Source organism: Afipia sp. GW822-FHT03D08 (assembly GCF_058801645.1).
In genome coordinates this window covers 220,322-240,747 of sequence record NZ_JBXANK010000001.1, presented here as the reverse complement: position 1 = coordinate 240,747, position 20,426 = coordinate 220,322, and the positions used below count along the sequence as shown (strand labels likewise).

Genomic DNA, 20,426 nt, shown 5'->3' with positions numbered 1-20,426 from the left:
ATGATCCTCGAAAAGTAGGAACGGGTTTTCGGAAAGGATCATGCCGAACAAAAAGCAGATGCGCTCACGCACCCCTTACGACGTTTCAGCCGCGCCGTCACGACATCTGAACGGATTTAGCAGGCGAGGATCGCGCCGTCGGCCCGCATCATTTCCACCAGCATGCCTTCGCGCAGGCCGCGGTCGGCGACGCGCAGGCGCGGCAGCGGGAACGCCTTGCGGATGGCGTCGAGAATGGCACAACCCGCAAGCACGAGATCGGCCCGTTCGGTGCCGATGCACGCATTGCGCGCGCGGTCCTGATAGGTCATGTCGAGCAGCCGCGCGATCGCGTTGTCCATGTCGGCATCGTTCATCCACAAACCGTCGACCTTGCGCCGGTCGTAGTGGGAAAGACCGAGATGGATGCCTGCAACCGTCGTCACGGTGCCGGACGTGCCGAGCAGGTGCATGCCGGACAGATTGTGGCCATGGCTGGCTGCGAACGGCGCAAGATGGTGCGCGACTTCATCGACCATCGCGCCATAGGATTCGCGGCTGACATGGGTGCCGCCGAAGCGCTCCGCGAGCGTGACCACGCCGAGCGGCAATGAAATCCACGGTCCCTTCAAGGGAGGCGCATGCGGCTCGCCCGCCGGGCGCTCGATCCGCACCACTTCGGTCGAGCCGCCGCCGATGTCGAACAGGATTGCGCCCTTCGCACGGGGGTCGAGCAGCGGCGAACAGCCGATCACCGCCAGCGTCGATTCCGTCTCGCGGTCGATAACTTCAAGCTTGATGCCGGTCTCGCGCTCGATCAGGTCGAGGAATGCGTCGGCGTTGTCGGCGGCGCGGCAGGCTTCGGTCGCGATGGTGCGCAGCCGCTTCGCGCCCCTGGCGCGGATCTTGTCGCCGCAGACGCTCAGCGCACCGACCGCGCGGGAAATGGCGGCATCGCTGATCCGGCCCGTCGTCGAGATGCCCTCCCCCAAACGGATGATACGCGAGAACGAATCGATCACGCGGAAGCCGTCGTTCGAGACTCGCGCAATCAGCAGACGGCAATTGTTGGTGCCGAGATCAAGGGCGGCATAGGCCGCGGGGCCGCCATGAACGCGGAGATGTCCGCGGCCATGCGCCTCCTCCGGAACCGGTACTGGCGGGCTGACGGACGGTTCGCGACCGTCGTGCAACCGCACGTCTTCGTTCATAGCTAGTGTCCCGTATCCGACGTTCGATTCACCCCGCAGCACCTCCCGAACGAACGTCGGATACGAAAGGACACTAGCAAGTTATAATTCCAGTGATCCTATGGTTCTGACATTCGTAAAGTGCCGGGTGAGACGGGATACGAATGTCAGAACCGGATCACTGGTCCATCTCTGCGGCGTGAGCGTCACGCCACGGCAATCCTGTTCAAATAAAGTTTAACAGCGTACGTGCCCGGCGCAACCGCAGCATACCCGATCACGCATTGTGGCTGGGATTCAGGCGTCTTAAGTTTAACGCGCAGCCCCCACCCCACGGACGGAGTGCGATTTTCGTCGCCGGACCGTGATTTTCAGCGGATTTTTCATGCTCGATCACCCCTCCCGCGTCTCTTCCGACAACGATATCGCACTGCAAAAATTCGGCGTGGGACAGCCCGTCCGGCGCAAGGAGGACGATACGCTGGTGCGGGGCAAGGGAACCTACACCGACGACATCAGCCTGCCGGGCCAGGCCTATGCCTGGATCGTCCGCAGCACCCACGCCCACGGCATCATCAAGGGCATCGATGTGGAGGCCGCCCGCGCCATGCCCGGCGTGCTCGGCGTGTGGACCGGCAAGGACCTCGCCGCGGCCGGCTACAATCCCTTCACCGTCGGCCTGCCGATGAAGAACCGTGACGGCTCACCGCTGCTGCAAACCAACCGGCTGCCGCTGATGACCGACAAGGTGCGCTTTGTCGGCGATCCGGTTGCGTTCGTCGTCGCGGAAACGCTGGCGCAGGCGCGCGACGCCGGAGAAGCGGTCGTGGTCGATATCGAGCCGCTGCCGTCCGTCACCAGCGCGGAAGACGCAGCAAAGCCCGGCGCGCCGCTGCTCTACGACCACATCCCCGGCAACGTCGTGCTCGATTATCACGCCGGCGACGACGCGGCGCTCGATGCCGCATTCGCACGCGCGTCTCACGTCACCCGCCTCAATATCGTCAACACGCGCCTCGCCGTGGTTGCGATGGAGCCGCGCGCGGCGCTCGCCAGCTACGACAAAAAGAGCCAGCGCTTCACCATCGAAATCCCGACGCAGGGCGTTGCCGGCAACCGCACATCGCTGGCGAAAACCCTGAATGTGCCAAACGACAAGGTTCATCTGCGCACGCATCATGTCGGCGGATCGTTCGGCATGAAGAACGCGAACTATCCCGAATACATTTGCATCCTGCATGCCGCCCGTGAGCTCGGCCGCGCGGTGAAATGGACGGACGAGCGCTCGACCAGCTTTCTCTCCGACAGTCACGGCCGCGCGCAGGACGTGCATTGCGAACTCGCCCTGGCTGCTGACGGCGCATTCCTCGGCGTGCGCGTGCGCGGCTTCGGCAATCTCGGCGCCTACATCACCGGCGTCGCGCCGCTTCCGCTGTCGCTCAACATCGCCAAGAACATCAACAGCGTCTATCGCATGCCGCTGATCGGCGTCGACATCAAGTGCGTGCTGACCAACACCACGCTGATGGGCGCCTATCGCGGCGCGGGCCGCCCGGAAGCCAATTACTTCATGGAGCGGCTGATCGACCGCGCCGCGGACGAAATGGGCATCGATCGCCTTGCGATGCGCAAGCGCAACTTTATCAAGCCCGCACAGATTCCCTACGCGGCCGCGAACGGCCTGACCTACGACAGCGGCGACTTCCCCGGTGTCTTCAGCAAGGCCGTCGAACAGGCTGATGTCGCAGGCTTCGCCAAACGCAGGAAGGAAAGCCGCAAGCGCGGCAAGCTGCGCGGCATCGCTGTCGGCTCCTATCTCGAGATCACCGCGCCGCCGAGCGCGGAGCTCGGCAAGATCGTGTTTGAAGCCGACGGAACGGTCAGGCTCATCACCGGCACCCTCGACTACGGCCAGGGCCATGCCACGCCATTCGCGCAGGTGCTTGCCGCGCAGCTTGGCGTGCCGTTCGACGCCATCAAGCTGACGCAGGGCGACAGCGACATCGTTCACACCGGCAACGGCACCGGTGGCTCGCGCTCGATCACCGCCAGCGGTGCCGCGATCGTCGCCTCTTCGAGGCTGGTCATCGAGAAAGGCAAGCAGGCGGCGGCCCATGTGCTGGAGGCTTCCGAAGGCGACATGGAATTCGCCAACGGGCGCTTCACGATTGCCGGCACCGACCGCGGCATAGGCATCATGGAACTGGCGGCAAAGCTGCGGAATTCGAAAATGCCGGAGGGCGTGCCCTCCTCGCTCGACGTCGACCACACCGTGCAGGGCGTGCCCTCGACATTCCCCAACGGCTGCCACGTCGCCGAGGTCGAAGTCGATCCCGACACCGGCAACGTGCAGATCGTCCGATACAGCGGCGTCAACGACTTCGGCACCGTGGTCAATCCGATGATTGTCGCGGGTCAGATTCATGGCGGCGTCGCGCAGGGCATCGGTCAGGCGTTGATGGAGTGCGTCACCTATGACGACAACGGCCAGCCGGTGACCGGCTCGTTCATGGACTACGCCCTGCCACGCGCCGGCGATATTCCGTCAATGACATTGGGCAGCCACCCATCGCCCGCGACCTCGAACCCGCTTGGCACCAAGGGCTGCGGCGAAGCGGGCTGCGCCGGAAGCCTTGCGACCATCGTCAACGCCGTGCTCGACGCATTGTCAGATGAAGGCGTGACCAGCATCGACATGCCGCTGACATCGGAAAAGGTCTGGCGCGCGATTCAGGATGGGCGGAAAGCGAAGAAGTCAGCGTGAGACGGCGTTCCACTACCGTACTCAAATATTCAGTCGTCATTCCGGGATGCGCCGCTTGGCGCACGCCCGGAATCCATGATGATGCGGGAATCCGGTGAGTTAACATGGATTCCGGGTTCGTGTTCTGAAGCACGCTTAAGTTCGTCACGTCCTGTTCGTGAGGGGCGCTTCTCGAGGGCGCTTTGAAGCGGAGCAGGATGCGGCGCCTGCGCGCGTGTTTCGCACACACGCGTCCGGGAGGCTGGGGTCACCGTCCGGGCCAACTATGTGGCTCTGCCGTTTGCCGGCTGGACGCGGAGCGGACGAAGGCGGCGAAAGCCGTCCGGATCAGGGGTCGAGTAACCTCCCCCGTCCGCACCCGGAAGTACGGTCCCCTCGCCCAAAATCGCCGCAATGGAGCGCCGCAAGGCGATGCGCTTCCGGAAGACCATCGCCTCGCAAGCGGTGCCGGAAGCGAAACGAACACAAGGTGCGCCTTGCGGCGCTCCATGCCCCTCGCTTTACAGGGGCAAAGCCAAATCTCACCTCGCGGTTCAGCGCGAGAGCGATTGCGCACGCCTTTCGTTGGCGCGAATGGGGCAAGCCCCACACGCGCATGCTGTTTGAAAATTGAATCTGGAAGAGCCGAAGCGACGCACGCTGTCGCATCATACTCAGTCGTCGTCCCCGCGCAGGCGGGGACCCATAACCACCACAGGCTGTGGTGACAGCGAGAAGGTTGCTCCAGCATCTCCCTCAAGTCGATGACTTAAGGAGTATGGGTCCCCGCCTGCGCGGGGACGACGTGGAGAGAGACTACGCGATGCCTCATGATCCGCGAACCCACGCAAGAATGAACGAACCTACGCCGCCATGGTCTCGCGCGGCTGATAGATCGCGATATGCTGGCAATGCGCGATGGGCTTTGAGCCGTTGGCGACGATCACGCCATCAAGCTCGACGAACTTGTGGCCCTTGCGATCGTAGTTGCCGGTGACTTTCGCGCGCACCGTGAGTTCGTCCTCAACCGCCGCCGTCGCCAGATAACGGATCGTGCTGCCGACATGAATCCACGGACCCAGGATGGCATTCTCCATCAGCGCCCAGTTCATGGTCCGCAGCAGCATGCCGGTGTGAACGATCTTCTCGTTGCCATAAAGCGGATCGGTCTCACGCACGTCGCGCAGATAGTCGGCTGAACCCTGCACGCCCAGCGTGAACGGCGGAATGGAAAGCCACTTGCCGGTCGCGTAGGACGTCTCGCTGGCGGGAGCCGTCTTGCCGACAACCGCAGCGCTCTGGAAATCGCCGAGCGAAATTTTCGGTGTATCGGATGGCATCGACGCGGTCCCGGTGGCGCACAACTCGCCGCGGCTCTCGATCTTGATGGCAAGACCGCCGTCGATCTCTTCCGCCGTCACAATCGCCGTCTCGCCGTCGTAGACCGGCTTGAAGAACCGGCCGTCCATCAGACCCCGTTCCAAAAACGCGCGGCCCCATTTCGCCACCGGCATGTGGGTCATGTAGGCGAACACATCGACGCCGGGCACCAGTCCGCCCTGGAATCCAAAGCGGCGCGCGACCTGATCGTCGTGCATCTTGTTTTCGGAGTTTTTGGCCAGATTGTAGGCGTTGACGCTGTAGGGCTTGAGCGCGGTCATCAGTTTCCTCGGTTTCGCTGCGTTTCTTGGCCAAATCGTACGCAAAGCTCGCCCGAAGACAAGCTGTTCCAATGCATGCCTTGCAGTCGACATCCCCGGCCTTCCACTCGCCATTTTCACGCCGTTGGGTTACCAGCAGCGCAAACCTGAACGGAACAGCCTTGACCCACACGACCCGCATCTATGTCGACGCCGACGCCTGCCCGGTAAAGGACGAGATTTACCGCGTGGCAGAGCGGCACGGGCTGCCCGTCAGCGTGGTTGCAGGTAATTTCATCCGCGTGCCGAACCATCCGCTGATCGAGCGGGTTGCGGCAGGTTCGGGGATGGATGCCGCCGACGACTGGATTGCGGAACGCGCGCAAAAAGGCGATATCGTCATCACGTCGGACATCCCGCTGGCGGCGCGCTGTGTCAAGGCCGGGGCCGACGTGATCGCCCCGAACGGCAAGCCGTTCTCCGAAGAATCCATCGGCATGACACTGGCGGTGCGCAACCTGATGACCGACCTGCGCTCCAGCGGCGAAGTCACCGGCGGCCCGCGTTCGTTCTCGCCGCGCGACCGCTCGGCGTTCCTGTCGGCCCTCGACCAGACCATCCGCCGCATCCAGCGCGCGCAACAGAAGTAAGAGCACCGCGACGATATGGCGCCTCCCCTCATCCAGTTGAAAGACATCGCGCTGACCTTCGGCGGAACGCCGCTTCTGTCCGGCGTCGAGCTTGCCGTCTCGGCCGGCGAGCGCGTCTGCCTGATCGGCCGCAACGGTTCGGGCAAATCGACGCTGCTGAAGATCGTCGCGGGTCTTGTGGAAGCCGATCGCGGCAGCCGGTTCGTGCAGCCCGGCGCGACCATCCGCTATCTGCCGCAGGAGCCGGACTTCGACGGCTTCAAAACCACGCTGGCCTATGTCGAAGCGGGGATGAATCCCGGCGACGACCACTATCAGGCGCAGTATCTGCTTGAGCAACTGGGCCTGACCGGCACGGAAGATCCGGCCAATCTCTCCGGCGGCGAAGCGCGCCGCGCGGCGCTGGCGCGCGTGCTGGCGCCCTCGCCCGACATCCTGCTGCTCGATGAACCGACCAACCACCTCGACCTCACCACCATCGAGTGGTTAGAGGGCGAACTCGCCAGCCGCCGCAGCGCGCTGGTGATCATCAGCCATGATCGGCGCTTCCTCTCAAATCTTTCGCGCGCCACCGTCTGGCTTGACCGGGGCCAGACCCGCCGCATCGAGAAGGGATTCAGCGCATTCGAGGAATGGCGCGACGAAGTGCTGGCGGAAGAAGAGCGCGACCAGCACAAGCTTGATCGCAAGATTGTCATGGAAGAACACTGGCTGCGTTATGGCGTCTCAGGACGCCGAAAGCGCAACGTCAAGCGCCTTGGCAACCTGTTCGAACTCCGGCAGCAGCGCCGCGACTATCGCGGCACCGCCGGCAAGGCGAACCTCGCCGCTGCGGAAGCCGAAACGTCCGGCAAGCTGGTCATCGAAGCCAGACACATCGGCAAGTCCTACGGCGAGCGCAAGATCGTCGACGATTTCTCCACCCGCGTCACGCGCGGCGATCGTATCGGCATCATCGGCCCCAACGGCGCCGGCAAGACCACGCTGATCGGGCTTCTGACCGGCGGCGATGCGCCGGACACCGGCACCATCCGTCTCGGCGCCAACATTGAGATGGCGACGCTGGATCAGCATCGCGAAAGCCTCGATCCGAAAACCACGCTGGCTGATGCGCTGACCGGCGGGCGCGGTGACAGCATCATGGTCAATGGCACGCCCAAACACGTCATCGGCTATATGAAAGACTTCCTTTTCGCCAGCGAGCAGGCGCGCACCCCGCTTGAAGTCCTGTCAGGCGGTGAGCGCGGGCGGCTGATGCTGGCGCGCGCGCTGGCAAAGCCTTCGAATCTGCTGGTGCTGGACGAACCCACCAACGATCTCGATCTCGAGACGCTCGACGTGCTGGAGGAAATGCTCAGCGACTATCAGGGCACCGTCATTCTCGTCAGCCATGACCGCGATTTCCTCGATCGCGTGGTGACATCCGTGATTGCGCCCGAAGGCAACGGCAAATGGGTCGAGTATGCCGGCGGCTATTCCGACATGTTGGCGCAGCGCGGCGCGGACTTGCAGGAAAAGAACATCAAGGCGGTGGCCGCCGAAACGTCAAAATCCGCAAAAAGCGCCGCCAACGCACCGGCGACGTCATCGAAGCGCCGCCTCAGCTTCAATGACAAGCACGCGCTGGAAACATTGCCGAAGACGATGGCCAAGCTGCAGGCCGAGATCGCAAAGCAACAGAAGCTGCTGGACGACCCCGAGCTCTATGCGAAAGATCGCAAGGCATTCGATGCCGCGTCCGCCGCAATCGCCAAAGCGCATGGCGAACTGGACGCCGCCGAGGAAAAGTGGCTGGAGCTTGAAATGTTGCGCGAGGAAATCGAAAGCGGCGTTTAGCGCTTCAGATAGTTCAGCGCACCCCGTCCGGCAGCAGCGCCTGTCGCGAAACACGCCTGCAACAGATAGCCGCCGGTCGGCGCTTCCCAGTCCAGCATTTCGCCGGCGACAAAGACGCCGGGCATTTTTCGCAGCATGAACTGCGCATCGATCTCGTTCAAGGCAATTCCGCCTGCGGTTGAAATCGCGCGATCAAGCGGTGCGACGCCGGTGAGCTTGACGGGAACAGCATCGATGAAGGCGGCAAGTGCTTCGGAATCCATCGCCGACAGGTTCAGTCCGCCCGCAATCGCAGCCTCCTGCAAAAACCCAATGGCGACCGGCGCAAGACCTGTGACCTTTCGCAGATAAGTCGACATCGACTGCTTCTGCCGCGGCGCGCTGACGCGTGCGATCAGATCGTGTTTCGCGAGATCGGGCCGCAATGCGACGTGGAGCACGACCTCGCCATGCGCAAGCACCGCATCGCGCAACGGCGCCGACAGCGCATAGATCGCGCCGCCTTCAATGCCGTGGCGTGTAATCGTCGCTTCGCCGCGCACAGTCTCTCCGCCGAAGGACAATGCAACGCCTTTCAGGGGCTGCCCCTCAAAGCGGTCGCGAAACAAATCCGACCATCGAACGCGGAAGCCGCAATTGGCAGACCGCAGCGGCGCGATCTCAATGCCCTTCGCCTTGAACGAATCGATCCAGCCACCATCTGCGCCTAACTTGGGCCAGCTTGCGCCGCCGAGCGCAATCACCGTCGCGTCGGGCTCAAGTGACGTCCGACCTGCCGGGGTCTCGAACTGCAGCCAGCCATTCGCGCTCCATCCCGTCCAGCGATGGCGAAGCGCCAACTGCACGCCGGACTGATCGAGACGCCGCAGCCACGCGCGCAGTAACGGCGATGCTTTCATCGCTTGCGGAAACACCCGCCCGCTCGATCCCACAAATGTCGGCTGGCCGAGAGTATCGCTCCATGCGCGGAGCGCCTCGGGCGGAAACGCTTCGATCGCCGCGCGCAGATGCGGTTCGGCTTCGCGATAGCGCCCGAGAAACGCGTCGAGCGGTTCGCTGTGGGTGAGATTGAGGCCGCCGCGTCCGGCCAGCAGGAACTTGCGGCCGACCGACGGCATGCGATCATAGACGGTGACGTGCGCGCCGCCTGCGCTCAAAACTTCAGCCGCCATCAGCCCCGCAGGACCGGCACCGATGACGGCGATATTCAAGACGCTTACCCGCCCATCGACGGCAGCTTGATACCCGCTGCCTTCGCGGCCTGCTCCACATATTTGAAGGTTTGGAAGAACGCGCCGCCAAGATCACGCGCGGTGGACATGTCGCCGATCTTCGCGAAGTTCGCGGCGATGGCATCCGGCGTCCACTGATCCTGCGGAAGGTTGAGGCCTTCGGTCTCGACCACCTTGATGACTGCGAAAGAACCTGCGCCAGCGCCCATGATGGTGCGGGTGGGTGCGTCTTCGCTCAGCAGATAAAGCACCGCAGGCGTAATCGATTCCGGCTTCATCAGAGCAAGGATTTCCGGCCCGATCAGGCCTTCGGTCATACGCGTTGCTGCTGTCGGAGAGATGGTGTTGACCTTGATGTTGGTCTTGCGGCCTTCCTCCGCCAGCACATTCATCAGGCCGACCATGCCGGCCTTGGCGGCGGCGTAGTTCGCCTGACCGAAATTGCCGAACAGGCCTGACGACGAGGTGGTGAGAACGATGCGGCCATAGTTGCGCTCGCGCATCCCGTCCCACACTGCCTTGCAGCAATTGTAGGTGCCGGTCAGATGCACGGCGATCACCTTGGCGAAATCCTCCGGCTCCATCTTGCCGAACGATTTGTCGCGCAGGATGCCCGCGTTGGCGACCATGAGATCGACGCCGCCCCACTTCATCGCAGCGCGTGCGACCATCTCCTTGACCTGCTCGAAGTTCGAGACGTCTGCGCCGTCCGCCATCGCCTCGCCGCCAGCCTTGCGGATTTCCTCGACGACCGCTTCAGCCGGGCTGACCGAACCGCCACTGCCGTCGCGGGCCGCACCCATGTCATTGACCACGACCTTCGCGCCAAGCTTGGCTAATCCCAGCGCGTGCGCGCGTCCGAGGCCTGCACCTGCGCCGGTGACTACCGCAACGCGTCCGTCGAATCTGATTGCCATGATCGTCCCTTAAAGTTTGGCGAAAGAAATGCGTTATGCGAAAAAGTGCATTCCGAGCCAGTCCGCGACCAGCGCAGGCTTGGGCTCACCCTCGATTTCAAGCGTCGTGTTGGTGCGGGCCAGCAGTTCTTTCGGCGACTTCATGGTCGCCTCCGCCAGCACGAACCGCGCGCGCACACGCTTGCCGGCGCGGACGGGCGTGAGAAACCGTATCTTGTCGAAACCGTAATTGATCGACATCGCCGCGCCATTCAGCGTCGGCATGGTTGCATAGGCGAGCTTCGGCAGCACCGACAGAGAGAGAAATCCGTGCGCGATGGTCCCGCCAAACGGCGTCTCACGCTTTGCGCGTTCCGGGTCGATATGGATGAACTGGAAATCCTCCGTCGCATCGGCGAATGCGTCGATCTGTTTCTGATCGATGGTATGCCACTCCGAAACACCGAGCTCCGTGCCCACGAGCTTCAGGTAGTCTTCAAGATTCATCGCTGCGCCCACGAACCATCTCCCGGCTGAAATTCGAATTGCGTTCGCACATTCCACAGATCAGCCGTCGGGCCAAGCGAAATTTGCTGACCAGCACGGTTGCATGAGCGGCATTCGCTCTCGCTGAGGGCGACCATGGATGCCGTTTCAAACAAGTTATGAGATGGAGCCGGGACGGAAAGCCGCCCGGGCGTTATCGGGCCGCGCTCTGACCGCTCTGCAGTTCCGGAAAATCCTCCTCCCGGAATTCCTGGCCGCGCAAAGCATCCTTGCGGTCGTTGTCATGCTCGAGGCGGCGCAGTTGCACGCGACGAATCTTGCCTGAGATCGTTTTCGGCAACTCCGTCACCAGTTCGATACGGCGGATGCGTTTGAATGGCGCCAGCCGCGAATGAACATACTGGAAGATCGACAGCGCGGTGTCGCGGGACATCGCAGTACCGGACACCACAGAGACGTAAGCCTTCGGAAGCGCAAGACGGATCGGATCCGGCGTTGGCACCACCGCGGCCTCGGCAACCAGATCATGCTCCAGCAGCACGCTTTCTAGTTCGAACGGGCTGATGCGGTAATCGGAGGACTTGAACACATCGTCGGAGCGGCCGACGAAGGTCAGGTATCCGTCGTCGTCGAGAAACACCACATCGCCGGTCTGATAGACCTCGCCGTCTGCGCCTTTCGGTTTGCCGTCCTCGCCCTGATAGCCGAGCATCAGCCCCGCCGGACGATTGGGGCCGAGCACAAGGCAGACCTCGCCTTCCTTCGCCGGATTGCCGTCAGCGTCCACGACACGCACCGTATATCCCGGCATCGGCCGGCCCATCGATCCGATCTTCACCGGTTGCCCCGGCGAGTTGCCCGCAAGCGCGGTAGTCTCGGTCTGGCCGTAACCGTCTCGGATCGTGAGGCCCCACGCCGCCTTGACCTGATCGATGACTTCTGGATTGAGCGGCTCGCCAGCGCCGCAAACTTCGCGCACCGACACCTTGTAGTCCGCCAGCCGCTCCTGAATGAACAGCCGCCACACCGTCGGCGGCGCACACAACGTGGTCACACCGCAGCGGGCAACCGTTGCGAGCAACCCTTTCGCATCGAAGCGCGGTTGATTGACGATAAAGATGGTCGCGCCGGCATTCCACGGCGAGAAGAAACAGCTCCACGCATGCTTGGCCCAGCCCGGCGATGAAATGTTGAGGTGGATGTCGCCCGGCTGAAGGCCGAGCCAATACATCGTGGATAGCGATCCCACCGGATAGCTGCTGTGGCTATGAAGCACGAGCTTCGGCTTGGCCGTGGTGCCCGAGGTGAAATAGAGCAGCATCGGATCGTTCGCGCCCGTCGCCCCCTCTGGCGTGAACGTCTCCGTATAGTTCGCCGCGTCTTCGAACTTGCGCCAGCCCTTGTGGTCGGCTGTCGCCGCGACAACAATCTTGGTGAAATCCGCGCCGCCAAGCCCTTCGAATTTCGCCACTTGATCCTGCGTGGCAATAACGGCCTTTGCCTTGCCGCGATCAAGCCGATCACGCAGTTCATCCGCTGTCAGCAATGTGGTCGCGGGGATGACGATGACACCCAGCTTTATCGCAGCCAGCATGGTCTCCCACAGCGGGACCACGTTGCCGAGCAACAGCAGCAGGTGGTCGCCGCGCTTCAGGCCGAGATCTCGCAGAAAGTTCGCGGTCTGATTTGAGCGGCGCGACAGTTCCGCGAACGACAGTTTCGTCTCGGTGCTGCTCGCCGCATCGACGATCCAGAGTGCCGTGCGGTCCCGGCTTTCGGGACTGGACGCAAGCCCGGCATCGAACCAGTCGAGCGCCCAGTTGAACTGCTTCTCATCCGGCCAGCGGAAATCCGCAACGGCCTTGTCGTAATCGGTGCGATGTTTGAGCAGGAAAGCGCGCGCGTCCTGGAATGTCGTCATCAAGGAATCCTATTTTGCCAGTCCACGCACATGCTTGATGATGCCGGAAAAGTCCACGCCGCCATGGCCGGCCTTCTCGAACGCATCATAAATACTTTCGGCATGCGCGCCGAGCGGCGTCGCAGCTCCCGCGGCCTTCGCAGCCTCCTGCGACAAACGCAGGTCCTTCAGCATCAGCGCCGCGGCAAAGCCCGGCTTGTAATCGTTGTTTGCGGGCGAAGCCGGAACCGGCCCCGGCACGGGGCAATAGGACGTCAGCGACCAGCACTGGCCCGACGACGTGGAGGCCACATCGAACAACGCCTGATGCGACAGGCCGAGCTTCTCGCCGAGCGCAAACGCCTCTGAAACGCCAATCATCGAAATGCCGAGGATCATGTTGTTGCAGATCTTGGCCGCCTGCCCTGCACCGGCCTCGCCGCAATGGACAACCTTCTTGCCCATGTTCTCAAGCACAGGCTTTGCGGCCGCGAAAGCAGCAGCGGTCCCGCCGCACATGAACGTCAGTGTCGCGCCCTTTGCACCTCCGGTGCCGCCGGACACCGGCGCGTCGATCGATGGCAGGTTGTGTTCTGTTGCATGAGCGTGCGCCAGCCGCGCGCTTTCCACATCGATGGTCGAGCAGTCGATCATCAGTGTGTTCTTGCCGACTGATGGAATGATCTCTTTCCAAACGCCCAGCACATGCTTGCCAGCGGGCAGCATGGTGATGACGATCTGCGCGTCCTTGACGGCCTCACCGGCGCTGGCGGCGATGCCGACGCCGTCCGCTTTCGCAGCATCCCTGGATGCCTGCGCGAGATCGAAGCCCTGCACCTTGTGCCCGGCCTTGACGAGGTTGGCCGCCATGGGTCCGCCCATGTTGCCGAGACCGATGAACGCAATGTTTGCCATTTCCTGCCCTCGTTATTGCTTCTTTGGAACCAGTCAGTCCGGAAAGACCAGCGTATACTTGCCATTCGGCGTAAAATACTTCCCGACGATCTCCGGCGTCACATCCTCGATCCGCGAAGGCGACCACTTCGGATTGCGATCCTTGTCAATGATCGCGGCGCGGACGCCCTCCACGAATTCCGCGCTGGTGAAGACCGCCAGCGCAGAATTGTACTCACGGATCAGACACTCCTTGAGCGATTTGGAATTTCGCGCGCGGCGAAGCAGTTCCAGCGTCACCTTGAGCGCTGTCGGCGATTTCTCCGAAAGCGCCTTGAGCGCCGCGAGCGCGAATTCTGAGCCGTCGCCTTTCAACGCGGTTACGATCTCTTCGACTGTGTCGTGAGCGAACGCGCGATCGATCAGGTCGCGGTGCTTCGCGATGGGAGCCTGACCATCCTGAATGCCAAAACGCGCCAGAATTCCGCGCACATCGTTATCTCTTGCCTGCAATGGAGCATTGGTCAGCGCATCCCGAAGCGCAGGCCACTCTTTCGTGGCAATCAGCACATCCGCGGCGCCTGCATACACCGCATCGGCACCACTCATCGTCTGACCCGTCAGCGCGAAATAGGTTCCGATCTCGCCAGGGGCGCGTGACAGCAGCCAGGTTCCGCCGACATCCGGGAAGAAGCCGAGACCGACCTCCGGCATCGCCATTTTGGTCTTTTCAGTCACGATCCGATGCGCGCTGTGCGCCGAGAGACCGACGCCGCCGCCCATGACGAGACCATCCATGTAGGCGACATAGGGCTTCGGAAAATCGGGAATGCGCGCATTCAGGATGTATTCCTCGCGCCAGAACACCGGGCCGAGATCGCCGCCCGCTTTCGCACTTTCATAAAGGCCCCGAATGTCGCCGCCTGCGCAAAGGCCGCGCTCGCCTGCACCTTCGAGCAATACCAGAGATACACCGGGGTCTGTCTCGAACGTATCAAGCGCGGTGACAATCTCGCGCGTCATCTCAAGCGTCAGGGCATTGATCGTCTTGGGACGATTGAGCCGGATAATTCCTGCCGCGCCCTCGCGGCAAATGATCACGTCCTTCTCGGGCGTTTCCGTCATCGCCGCGTGCGCGCTCATCGCGCGCCCTCGACCAGCTTGCGGGCGACAATCACGCGCATGATTTCATTGGTTCCTTCGAGAATTTGGTGCACACGCAGATCCCTGACGATCTTCTCGATTCCGTATTCCGCCAGATAGCCATAACCGCCGTGCAATTGCAGCGCCTGATTGGCAATCTCGAAACCGGCATCGGTGCCGAAGCGCTTGGCCATGGCACAGAGCATGGTCGCATCGGGGTCCTTGCGATCGAGCGCCGCCGCGGCCCGCCACAGGAACGTCCGCGCGGCTTCCAGTTCGGTCGCCATATCGGCAAGCCGAAACTGCAAGGCCTGGAATTCATCGAGGCGCTGGCCGAAGGCCCTGCGCTCCTTCGTGTAGGCGAGCGACTTGTCGAGCGCCGATTGCGCGCCGCCGAGCGAACACGCCGCAATGTTGAGACGTCCGCCATCAAGACCAGCCATTGCGACCTTGAAGCCGATACCCTCCTCACCAAGGCGATTTGCAACCGGCACGCGGGCGTTCTCGAAAATCACCGCACGGGTCGGCTGCGCGTTCCAGCCCATCTTGCGCTCGTTCGCGCCGAACGAGACGCCCGGCGTGTCGCGATCGATCACCAGTGTGGAGACGCCACGTGCGCCTTCACCGCCGGTGCGAACCATCGCGACGTAGATATCGCTGGTTCCAGCGCCGGAAATGAACTGCTTCTGTCCGTTGAGAACGTAGTGATCGCCGTCCCGCACTGCGCGGGTCGAAAGCGCGGCGGCATCCGAGCCTGCGCCCGGCTCGGTCAGAGCGTAGCTCGCGATCAGTTCCATGGTGCACAGACGCGGCAGCCATTTCTGACGCTGCGTGTCCGAGCCATAGGCATCGATCATCCACGATGCCATGTTATGGATCGAAATGAATGACGACACCGTCGGGCATCCGGTCGCGAGCGCCTCGAAGATCAGCGCGGCGTCGAACCGCGTCAGCGCCGAGCCGCCCACATCGTCACGGATATAGATGCCGCCCATGCCGAGCGCTGCCGCTTCGCGCATCACATCGACGGGAAAAAACTTTTCCTCGTCCCACTTTTGCGCGAAGGGAGCGATTTTCTCGGCGGCAAACTCGCGCGCCATGTCGCGAACCGCGATTTGATCCTCGGTCAGGGCGAATTGCATGGCGCGCTCGCTTGCTGGATTTAGTTCATCGTTGGGATGGTGAACTCAGCGCCGTCCTTGACGCCGGATGGCCAGCGCGAGGTGACGGTCTTGGTCTTGGTGTAGAAGCGGATCGAGTCCGGTCCGTGCTGGTTGAGATCGCCGAACCCGGACTTCTTCCAGCCGCCGAACGTGTAGTAGGCAATCGGCACCGGGATCGGCACGTTGATGCCCACCATGCCGACATTGACCTTGGCCGCGAAGTCGCGCGCCGCGTCGCCGTCGCGGGTGAAGATCGCAACGCCGTTGCCGTAGTCGTGATCCGACGGCAGCGCCAGCGCCTCGCTGTAGTCGTGGGCGCGCACCACCGACAGAACGGGGCCGAAGATCTCTTCCTTGTAGATCCGCATATCCTTCGTGACGTTGTCGAACAGACAGCCGCCCATGTAGAAGCCCTTCTCGTAGCCCTGCATCTTGAAGCCGCGGCCGTCGACAGCAAGCTTGGCGCCTTCCTGGATGCCGATCTCGACGTAATCCTTGACGCGATCCAGCGCAGCTTTGGTCACCAGCGGGCCGAAGTCGGCGCTTGGATCGGTCGAAGGACCGATCTTCAGGCTCTCGACACGCGGGATCAGCTTCTCCATCAGCCGGTCCGCAGTGGTCTTGCCCACAGGCACCGCCACCGAGATCGCCATGCAGCGTTCGCCCGCCGAACCGTATCCTGCGCCGATCAGCGCATCGACGGTCTGGTCCATGTCGGCATCCGGCATGATGATGGCGTGGTTCTTTGCGCCGCCGAAGCACTGCGCCCGCTTGTTGGTCTGCGCGGCACGCTCATAGATATACTGCGCGATCGGCGAGGAGCCGACGAAGCCGACGGCCTTGATGTCCGGATCGTCGAGGATCGCGTCAACCGCTTCCTTGTCGCCGTTGACCACGTTGAGAATGCCGGCGGGCAGTCCCGCCTCCATCATCAGGGCCGCCAGCGCCATCGGCACCCCCGGATCGCGCTCCGAGGGTTTCAGGATGAAGGCGTTGCCGCAGGCGATCGCCGGGGCGAACTTCCACATCGGGATCATCGCCGGGAAGTTGAACGGGGTGATGCCGGCCACCACACCGAGCGCCTGGCGCATCGAATAGATGTCGATGCCGGGGCCGGCGCCTTCGGTGTACTCGCCCTTCATCAGGTGCGGAATGCCGCAGGCGAACTCCACCACTTCCAGCCCGCGCTGGATGTCGCCCTTGGCGTCGGGCACCGTCTTGCCGTGCTCGCGCGCCAGAAGTTCCGCCAGCTTGTCGTAGTCGCGCTGCACCAGTTCGAGGAACTTCATCATCACCCGCGCGCGGCGCTGCGGGTTGGTGTTGGCCCACGCTTCCTGCGCGGCCTTCGCATTCTCGACCGCAGAGCGCACCTCCGCCTTGGTCGCCAGCGCAACCTGCGCCTGCACCTCGCCCGTCATTGGCTCGAACACGTCCCCAAAACGCCCCGACGTGCCCTTTACCTCTTTGCCGCCAATAAAATGACCGATCGTGCGCATGCGTATCCTCCAAAAGCGTGTGTTTGGAGGCTTTTAGCATCGCGAATACCGAGTTAGGAACCGGGTTCTGCGCACAGCACGGTGGCGCGCAATGCAAAGAGACCGGGTAGCTCAGTTCTCGGTTTTCGCCGCTTTGGGCTTCTTCGCGCCCGGTTTCGCTGCATTCTCGGATCGCAGGGCCGCCTGGCGACCAGCGCTGAGGATTTCGTCGGAGAACTCACTCGTCCCCGCGGCACGCGCCAGAATCATCGCCCCCATCATGGTCGAGATGACGCCGATGGCTTCGCGGCGGGCTGTCTTCGGCGGCAGTTCCGGCAATTGCTCGACCACCATCGAAATCATGTCTTCGACTTTGCTGGCAAAAGCCTTGCGCGTCTTGGGATTGGCACGGGATACCTCCGTGCCGAGCGACGGCAACGCGCAACCGTTGCCAACGTCGTCGCGATGCTCGGCTGTAAGATAGCCATTCACGATCGCAGCGAGACGGCTGCCGTCGGTCTCCCGCTCCGCGCGCTTGCGCCAACGTCCGGTGGTCTGCTGCATCGCATATGCAAAAGCTTCACTGATCAGGGCGTCGCGAGACGGAAAGTGAGCGTAGAACCCGCCGTGAGTGAGACCGGATTCCTTCATCAGCTCCGCAACACCGAGGCTCGCGGCCCCGCGCTCGCGCAGCCTCACGGACGCGTTCTTCACAATCCGGGCGTGGGTCTCTGCCTTGTGATCTTTCGAATAGCGCATCGTCGCCTCATCAAATGTCCCGGATCATATAATAACACATTCCTGAGCCAGAAGCGCTCATTTCGCACTGTAAAATAGCTGCCATGCGCGGATTTGACGGCAGGAAGGAGATCGCGCACCATTCGCATCTACTCGCTGCACTGCGCAAATGTCAGGCTCCCTAAAAATGCAAACAATCAATGACCACTGCACCGTCGCACGCGGCGACAACGGCATCGCACAATTGACAATCTGCAATGCGGGTCCGCTGAACATCATGAACTCGGCCGTCATTCGCAGCGTTCGCGAGGGACTCGAGCTTCTCGCCACAGACACCAGCATCCGCGTGCTGGTGGTGCGAGGCTCCGGCGAGAAAAGCATGATCGGCGGAGCGGACATCAAGGAGATGGCCACGCTCGATCAGGCCTCGGCTGAAAAGTTCATCACCGGCCTGCGGGACCTGTGCGAGGCGGTTCGGCAATTTCCCGCACCGGTCATCGCGCGTTTGCGTGGATTTTGCCTCGGCGGCGGACTCGAATTTGCCGCAGCGTGCGATCTGCGCATCGCATCGCAGGACGCAAAGTTCGCCATGCCCGAGGTCAAGGTCGGCATCCCCTCCGTCATCCATGCGGCGTTGCTGCCGCGATTGATCGGCTGGGGACGCGCGCGCTGGCTGATCCTGACTGCGGCGACCATCGATGCGCCGACGGCACTCAACTGGGGCCTGGTCGATCAGGTCGTGGCCGAGACCGATCTCGACGCAGCGATCGCAGCAACAGCCTCAGCGATTGCGGAATGCGGACCGGAAGCCATGCGAAGCCAGAAGGCTTTGCTGAAACAGTGGGAGGAACTCCCCCTCACCGAATCCGTCAATCTAAGTGTCGGTGTCTTCGGAAAGTCGTTCCTGACCGGCGAACCCCAGCGCCACATGCAGGCCTTTCTCGACAGACGAAAATAATTCATCCGTCGCACGAAAATATCTCATGCCTGTGGCATGCCACGGCATGTTTTAAACGTCGGGCTGCTTGTCCGCATATGATTCATGCTTTTATTGTCATCACGCGGATTGCTATTTCCGCATCTTTTCATATGATGCATGTCATCTAACACGGCGCTGCTCCGTGCGCGAACCAGGAGAGTTGCATGTCTACGTCCGATCCCGTTGTCATCGTATCCGCTGTCCGCACTCCCCTTGGCCGCTTTCAGGGCGACCTGTCTTCGTTCAGCGCGCACAATCTTGGCTCGCACGCCATCGGCGCGGCGCTCGAGCGCGCGAAACTTTCACCCGAGCGAATCGACGAAGTTTTCATGGGCTGCGTTCTGCCCGCCGGACAAGGGCAGGCCCCTGCCCGCCAGGCAGCACGCGGCGCAAAGCTGCCTGATGCCACCGGAGCCACCACCGTCAACAAGGTGTGCGGTTCGGGCATGAAGGCCACCATGCTCGCCCACGACATCATCAGCGCAGGCTCGGCAGACATCGTCATCTCCGGCGGCATGGAGAGCATGACCAATGCACCGTATCTGCTTCAGAAGGCGCGTGGCGGTTATCGCGTCGGCCACGACCGCATCATCGACCACATGATGATGGATGGTCTTGAGGACGCCTATGAGACCGGCCGCTCGATGGGGGATTTCGGCGAAGCCGCCGCGGAAGCCTATCAGTTCAGCCGCAAGGATCAGGACGAATATGCGATGGAGACGCTGACCCGCGCACGCAATGCCGTCGAGAGCGGAGCGTTCAAGAAGGAGATCGCGCCTATCTCCGTGAAAGAGAAAGCCGGCGTTCGCGTCGTCGAGAACGACGAACATCCGTTGAAGGTCGATCCGGCGAAAATTCCGAATCTGAAACCGGCATTCCGCCCCAACGGCACCATTACGCCAGCGGCCTCCTCGGCCAATGCCGACGGCGCAGCAGCGCTGGTTCTGACGCGCCGCTCGATCGCCGAGAAGGAAGGCCTGCCGATCCTTGCCGAGATCAAGGGCCATTCGACTCACAGCCAGGCACCCGACTGGTTCACCACCGCTCCTATTCCGGCGATCCGCAAGCTCCTCGAAAAGATCGGCTGGACCGCAAGCGACGTCGATCTCTACGAGATCAATGAAGCCTTCGCCGTGGTGCCGATGGCGGCCGCACGCGATCTGGGAATTCCGCGCGACAAGCTCAACGTCAATGGCGGCGCATGCGCGCTCGGTCACCCCATCGGCGCAACCGGTGCACGGCTGATCGTGACCCTGCTGCACGCGATGGAAAAGAACAACGTCAAGCGCGGCATCGCTTCGCTGTGCATTGGCGGCGGCGAAGCGACCGCCATCGCAGTCGAGCGCAAGCTCAACTGATCGCGCGCCGCGCAAACTTGTAGTGCATCGGCGGGATTTTCCGCCGATGCCATGTGCCGCACACCCGACAAGCGGGCTGCGTTGTTCGTGTGCAAGCAACCTG

The 20,426-nt window shown here is 62.5% G+C and carries 16 protein-coding genes; 5 read left to right on the top strand and 11 right to left on the bottom strand.

The annotated features are described in order from the left end of the window. Positions 1–116 precede the first annotated feature (116 nt). Positions 117–1,190, bottom strand: coding sequence for a Ppx/GppA phosphatase family protein (locus AC1RM7_RS01090; RefSeq protein ID WP_024921331.1), 1,074 nt, complete (start codon positions 1,188–1,190; stop codon positions 117–119). 364 nt (positions 1,191–1,554) lie between these two features. On the opposite strand from AC1RM7_RS01090, the gene AC1RM7_RS01085 reads away from it, so the two are divergent. Then, positions 1,555–3,933, top strand: coding sequence for a xanthine dehydrogenase family protein molybdopterin-binding subunit (locus AC1RM7_RS01085; protein ID WP_024921330.1), 2,379 nt, complete (start codon positions 1,555–1,557; stop codon positions 3,931–3,933). Between the two features lie 842 nt (positions 3,934–4,775). On the opposite strand, the gene AC1RM7_RS01080 is transcribed toward AC1RM7_RS01085, so the two are convergent. After that, positions 4,776–5,573 (bottom strand): hotdog fold domain-containing protein, encoded by a 798-nt coding sequence (locus AC1RM7_RS01080; protein ID WP_024921329.1) that lies wholly within the window; start codon positions 5,571–5,573, stop codon positions 4,776–4,778. Between the two features lie 161 nt (positions 5,574–5,734). Between AC1RM7_RS01080 and AC1RM7_RS01075 the strand changes: the two genes are divergently transcribed. Next, positions 5,735–6,202, top strand: coding sequence for a YaiI/YqxD family protein (locus AC1RM7_RS01075; RefSeq protein ID WP_024921328.1), 468 nt, complete (start codon positions 5,735–5,737; stop codon positions 6,200–6,202). 15 nt (positions 6,203–6,217) lie between these two features. After that, complete coding sequence (locus AC1RM7_RS01070; protein ID WP_006020201.1) at positions 6,218–8,038, top strand: ABC-F family ATP-binding cassette domain-containing protein; 1,821 nt, start codon at positions 6,218–6,220, stop codon at positions 8,036–8,038. Here AC1RM7_RS01070 and AC1RM7_RS01065 read toward each other — a convergent pair. The 9 genes from AC1RM7_RS01065 to AC1RM7_RS01025 all read right to left on the bottom strand — a co-directional run bounded on the left by AC1RM7_RS01065 (position 8,035) and on the right by AC1RM7_RS01025 (position 18,007). After that, positions 8,035–9,249: a BaiN/RdsA family NAD(P)/FAD-dependent oxidoreductase gene (locus AC1RM7_RS01065; RefSeq protein ID WP_024921327.1), complete on the bottom strand. Its 1,215-nt coding sequence runs from the start codon at positions 9,247–9,249 to the stop codon at positions 8,035–8,037. The two genes, AC1RM7_RS01070 and AC1RM7_RS01065, sit on opposite strands and share 4 nt — an antisense overlap. A 5-nt stretch (positions 9,250–9,254) precedes the next feature. Continuing rightward, on the bottom strand, positions 9,255–10,187 hold the full coding sequence (locus tag AC1RM7_RS01060) for an SDR family NAD(P)-dependent oxidoreductase (protein WP_024921326.1): 933 nt from the start codon (positions 10,185–10,187) through the stop codon (positions 9,255–9,257). 33 nt (positions 10,188–10,220) lie between these two features. Beyond that, a complete protein-coding gene (locus AC1RM7_RS01055) occupies positions 10,221–10,685 on the bottom strand; it encodes a MaoC family dehydratase (protein WP_006020198.1) in 465 nt (154 codons plus the stop codon). 181 nt (positions 10,686–10,866) lie between these two features. Beyond that, positions 10,867–12,594, bottom strand: coding sequence for an AMP-binding protein (locus tag AC1RM7_RS01050; RefSeq protein WP_024921325.1), 1,728 nt, complete (start codon positions 12,592–12,594; stop codon positions 10,867–10,869). Between the two features lie 9 nt (positions 12,595–12,603). Beyond that, positions 12,604–13,488 (bottom strand): 3-hydroxyisobutyrate dehydrogenase, encoded by an 885-nt coding sequence (gene mmsB / locus AC1RM7_RS01045; protein WP_024921324.1) that lies wholly within the window; start codon positions 13,486–13,488, stop codon positions 12,604–12,606. A 33-nt stretch (positions 13,489–13,521) separates the two neighbouring features. Further along, positions 13,522–14,610 carry an enoyl-CoA hydratase/isomerase family protein gene (locus tag AC1RM7_RS01040; protein WP_024921323.1) on the bottom strand — a complete coding sequence of 363 codons (1,089 nt, stop codon included), beginning with the start codon at positions 14,608–14,610 and terminating at the stop codon, positions 13,522–13,524. Continuing rightward, positions 14,607–15,752, bottom strand: a complete 1,146-nt coding sequence (locus tag AC1RM7_RS01035; RefSeq protein WP_024921322.1) for an isobutyryl-CoA dehydrogenase — start codon at positions 15,750–15,752, stop codon at positions 14,607–14,609. Before AC1RM7_RS01035 ends, AC1RM7_RS01040 begins: the two co-directional genes overlap by 4 nt. Positions 15,753–15,772: 20 nt before the next feature. Further along, a complete protein-coding gene (locus AC1RM7_RS01030) occupies positions 15,773–17,269 on the bottom strand; it encodes a CoA-acylating methylmalonate-semialdehyde dehydrogenase (RefSeq protein WP_024921321.1) in 1,497 nt (498 codons plus the stop codon). A 111-nt stretch (positions 17,270–17,380) separates the two neighbouring features. Then, complete coding sequence (locus AC1RM7_RS01025) at positions 17,381–18,007, bottom strand: TetR/AcrR family transcriptional regulator (RefSeq protein WP_006020192.1); 627 nt, start codon at positions 18,005–18,007, stop codon at positions 17,381–17,383. A gap of 166 nt (positions 18,008–18,173) precedes the next feature. Here AC1RM7_RS01025 and AC1RM7_RS01020 point away from each other — a divergent pair, with 166 nt between their 5' ends. Next, positions 18,174–18,944, top strand: a complete 771-nt coding sequence (locus AC1RM7_RS01020; RefSeq protein ID WP_024921320.1) for an enoyl-CoA hydratase — start codon at positions 18,174–18,176, stop codon at positions 18,942–18,944. A 185-nt stretch (positions 18,945–19,129) separates the two neighbouring features. Continuing rightward, complete coding sequence (locus AC1RM7_RS01015; RefSeq protein ID WP_006020190.1) at positions 19,130–20,323, top strand: acetyl-CoA C-acyltransferase; 1,194 nt, start codon at positions 19,130–19,132, stop codon at positions 20,321–20,323. The last annotated feature ends 103 nt before the right edge of the window (positions 20,324–20,426 follow it).

Excerpts from the sequence above, each read along its gene's own strand:
- AC1RM7_RS01030 (WP_024921321.1), bottom strand. The coding sequence starts at position 17,269 with ATGCGCACGATCGGTCATTTTATTGGCGGCAAAGAGGTAAAGGGCACG.
- AC1RM7_RS01090 (WP_024921331.1), bottom strand. The coding sequence starts at position 1,190 with ATGAACGAAGACGTGCGGTTGCACGACGGTCGCGAACCGTCCGTCAGC.
- AC1RM7_RS01050 (WP_024921325.1), bottom strand. The coding sequence starts at position 12,594 with ATGACGACATTCCAGGACGCGCGCGCTTTCCTGCTCAAACATCGCACC.
- AC1RM7_RS01035 (WP_024921322.1), bottom strand. The coding sequence starts at position 15,752 with ATGCAATTCGCCCTGACCGAGGATCAAATCGCGGTTCGCGACATGGCG.
- AC1RM7_RS01080 (WP_024921329.1), bottom strand. The coding sequence starts at position 5,573 with ATGACCGCGCTCAAGCCCTACAGCGTCAACGCCTACAATCTGGCCAAA.
- AC1RM7_RS01070 (WP_006020201.1), top strand. The coding sequence starts at position 6,218 with ATGGCGCCTCCCCTCATCCAGTTGAAAGACATCGCGCTGACCTTCGGC.
- AC1RM7_RS01015 (WP_006020190.1), top strand. The coding sequence starts at position 19,130 with ATGTCTACGTCCGATCCCGTTGTCATCGTATCCGCTGTCCGCACTCCC.
- AC1RM7_RS01025 (WP_006020192.1), bottom strand. The coding sequence starts at position 18,007 with ATGCGCTATTCGAAAGATCACAAGGCAGAGACCCACGCCCGGATTGTG.
- AC1RM7_RS01020 (WP_024921320.1), top strand. The coding sequence starts at position 18,174 with ATGCAAACAATCAATGACCACTGCACCGTCGCACGCGGCGACAACGGC.
- mmsB (WP_024921324.1), bottom strand. The coding sequence starts at position 13,488 with ATGGCAAACATTGCGTTCATCGGTCTCGGCAACATGGGCGGACCCATG.
- AC1RM7_RS01085 (WP_024921330.1), top strand. The coding sequence starts at position 1,555 with ATGCTCGATCACCCCTCCCGCGTCTCTTCCGACAACGATATCGCACTG.
- AC1RM7_RS01060 (WP_024921326.1), bottom strand. The coding sequence starts at position 10,187 with ATGGCAATCAGATTCGACGGACGCGTTGCGGTAGTCACCGGCGCAGGT.
- AC1RM7_RS01040 (WP_024921323.1), bottom strand. The coding sequence starts at position 14,610 with ATGAGCGCGCACGCGGCGATGACGGAAACGCCCGAGAAGGACGTGATC.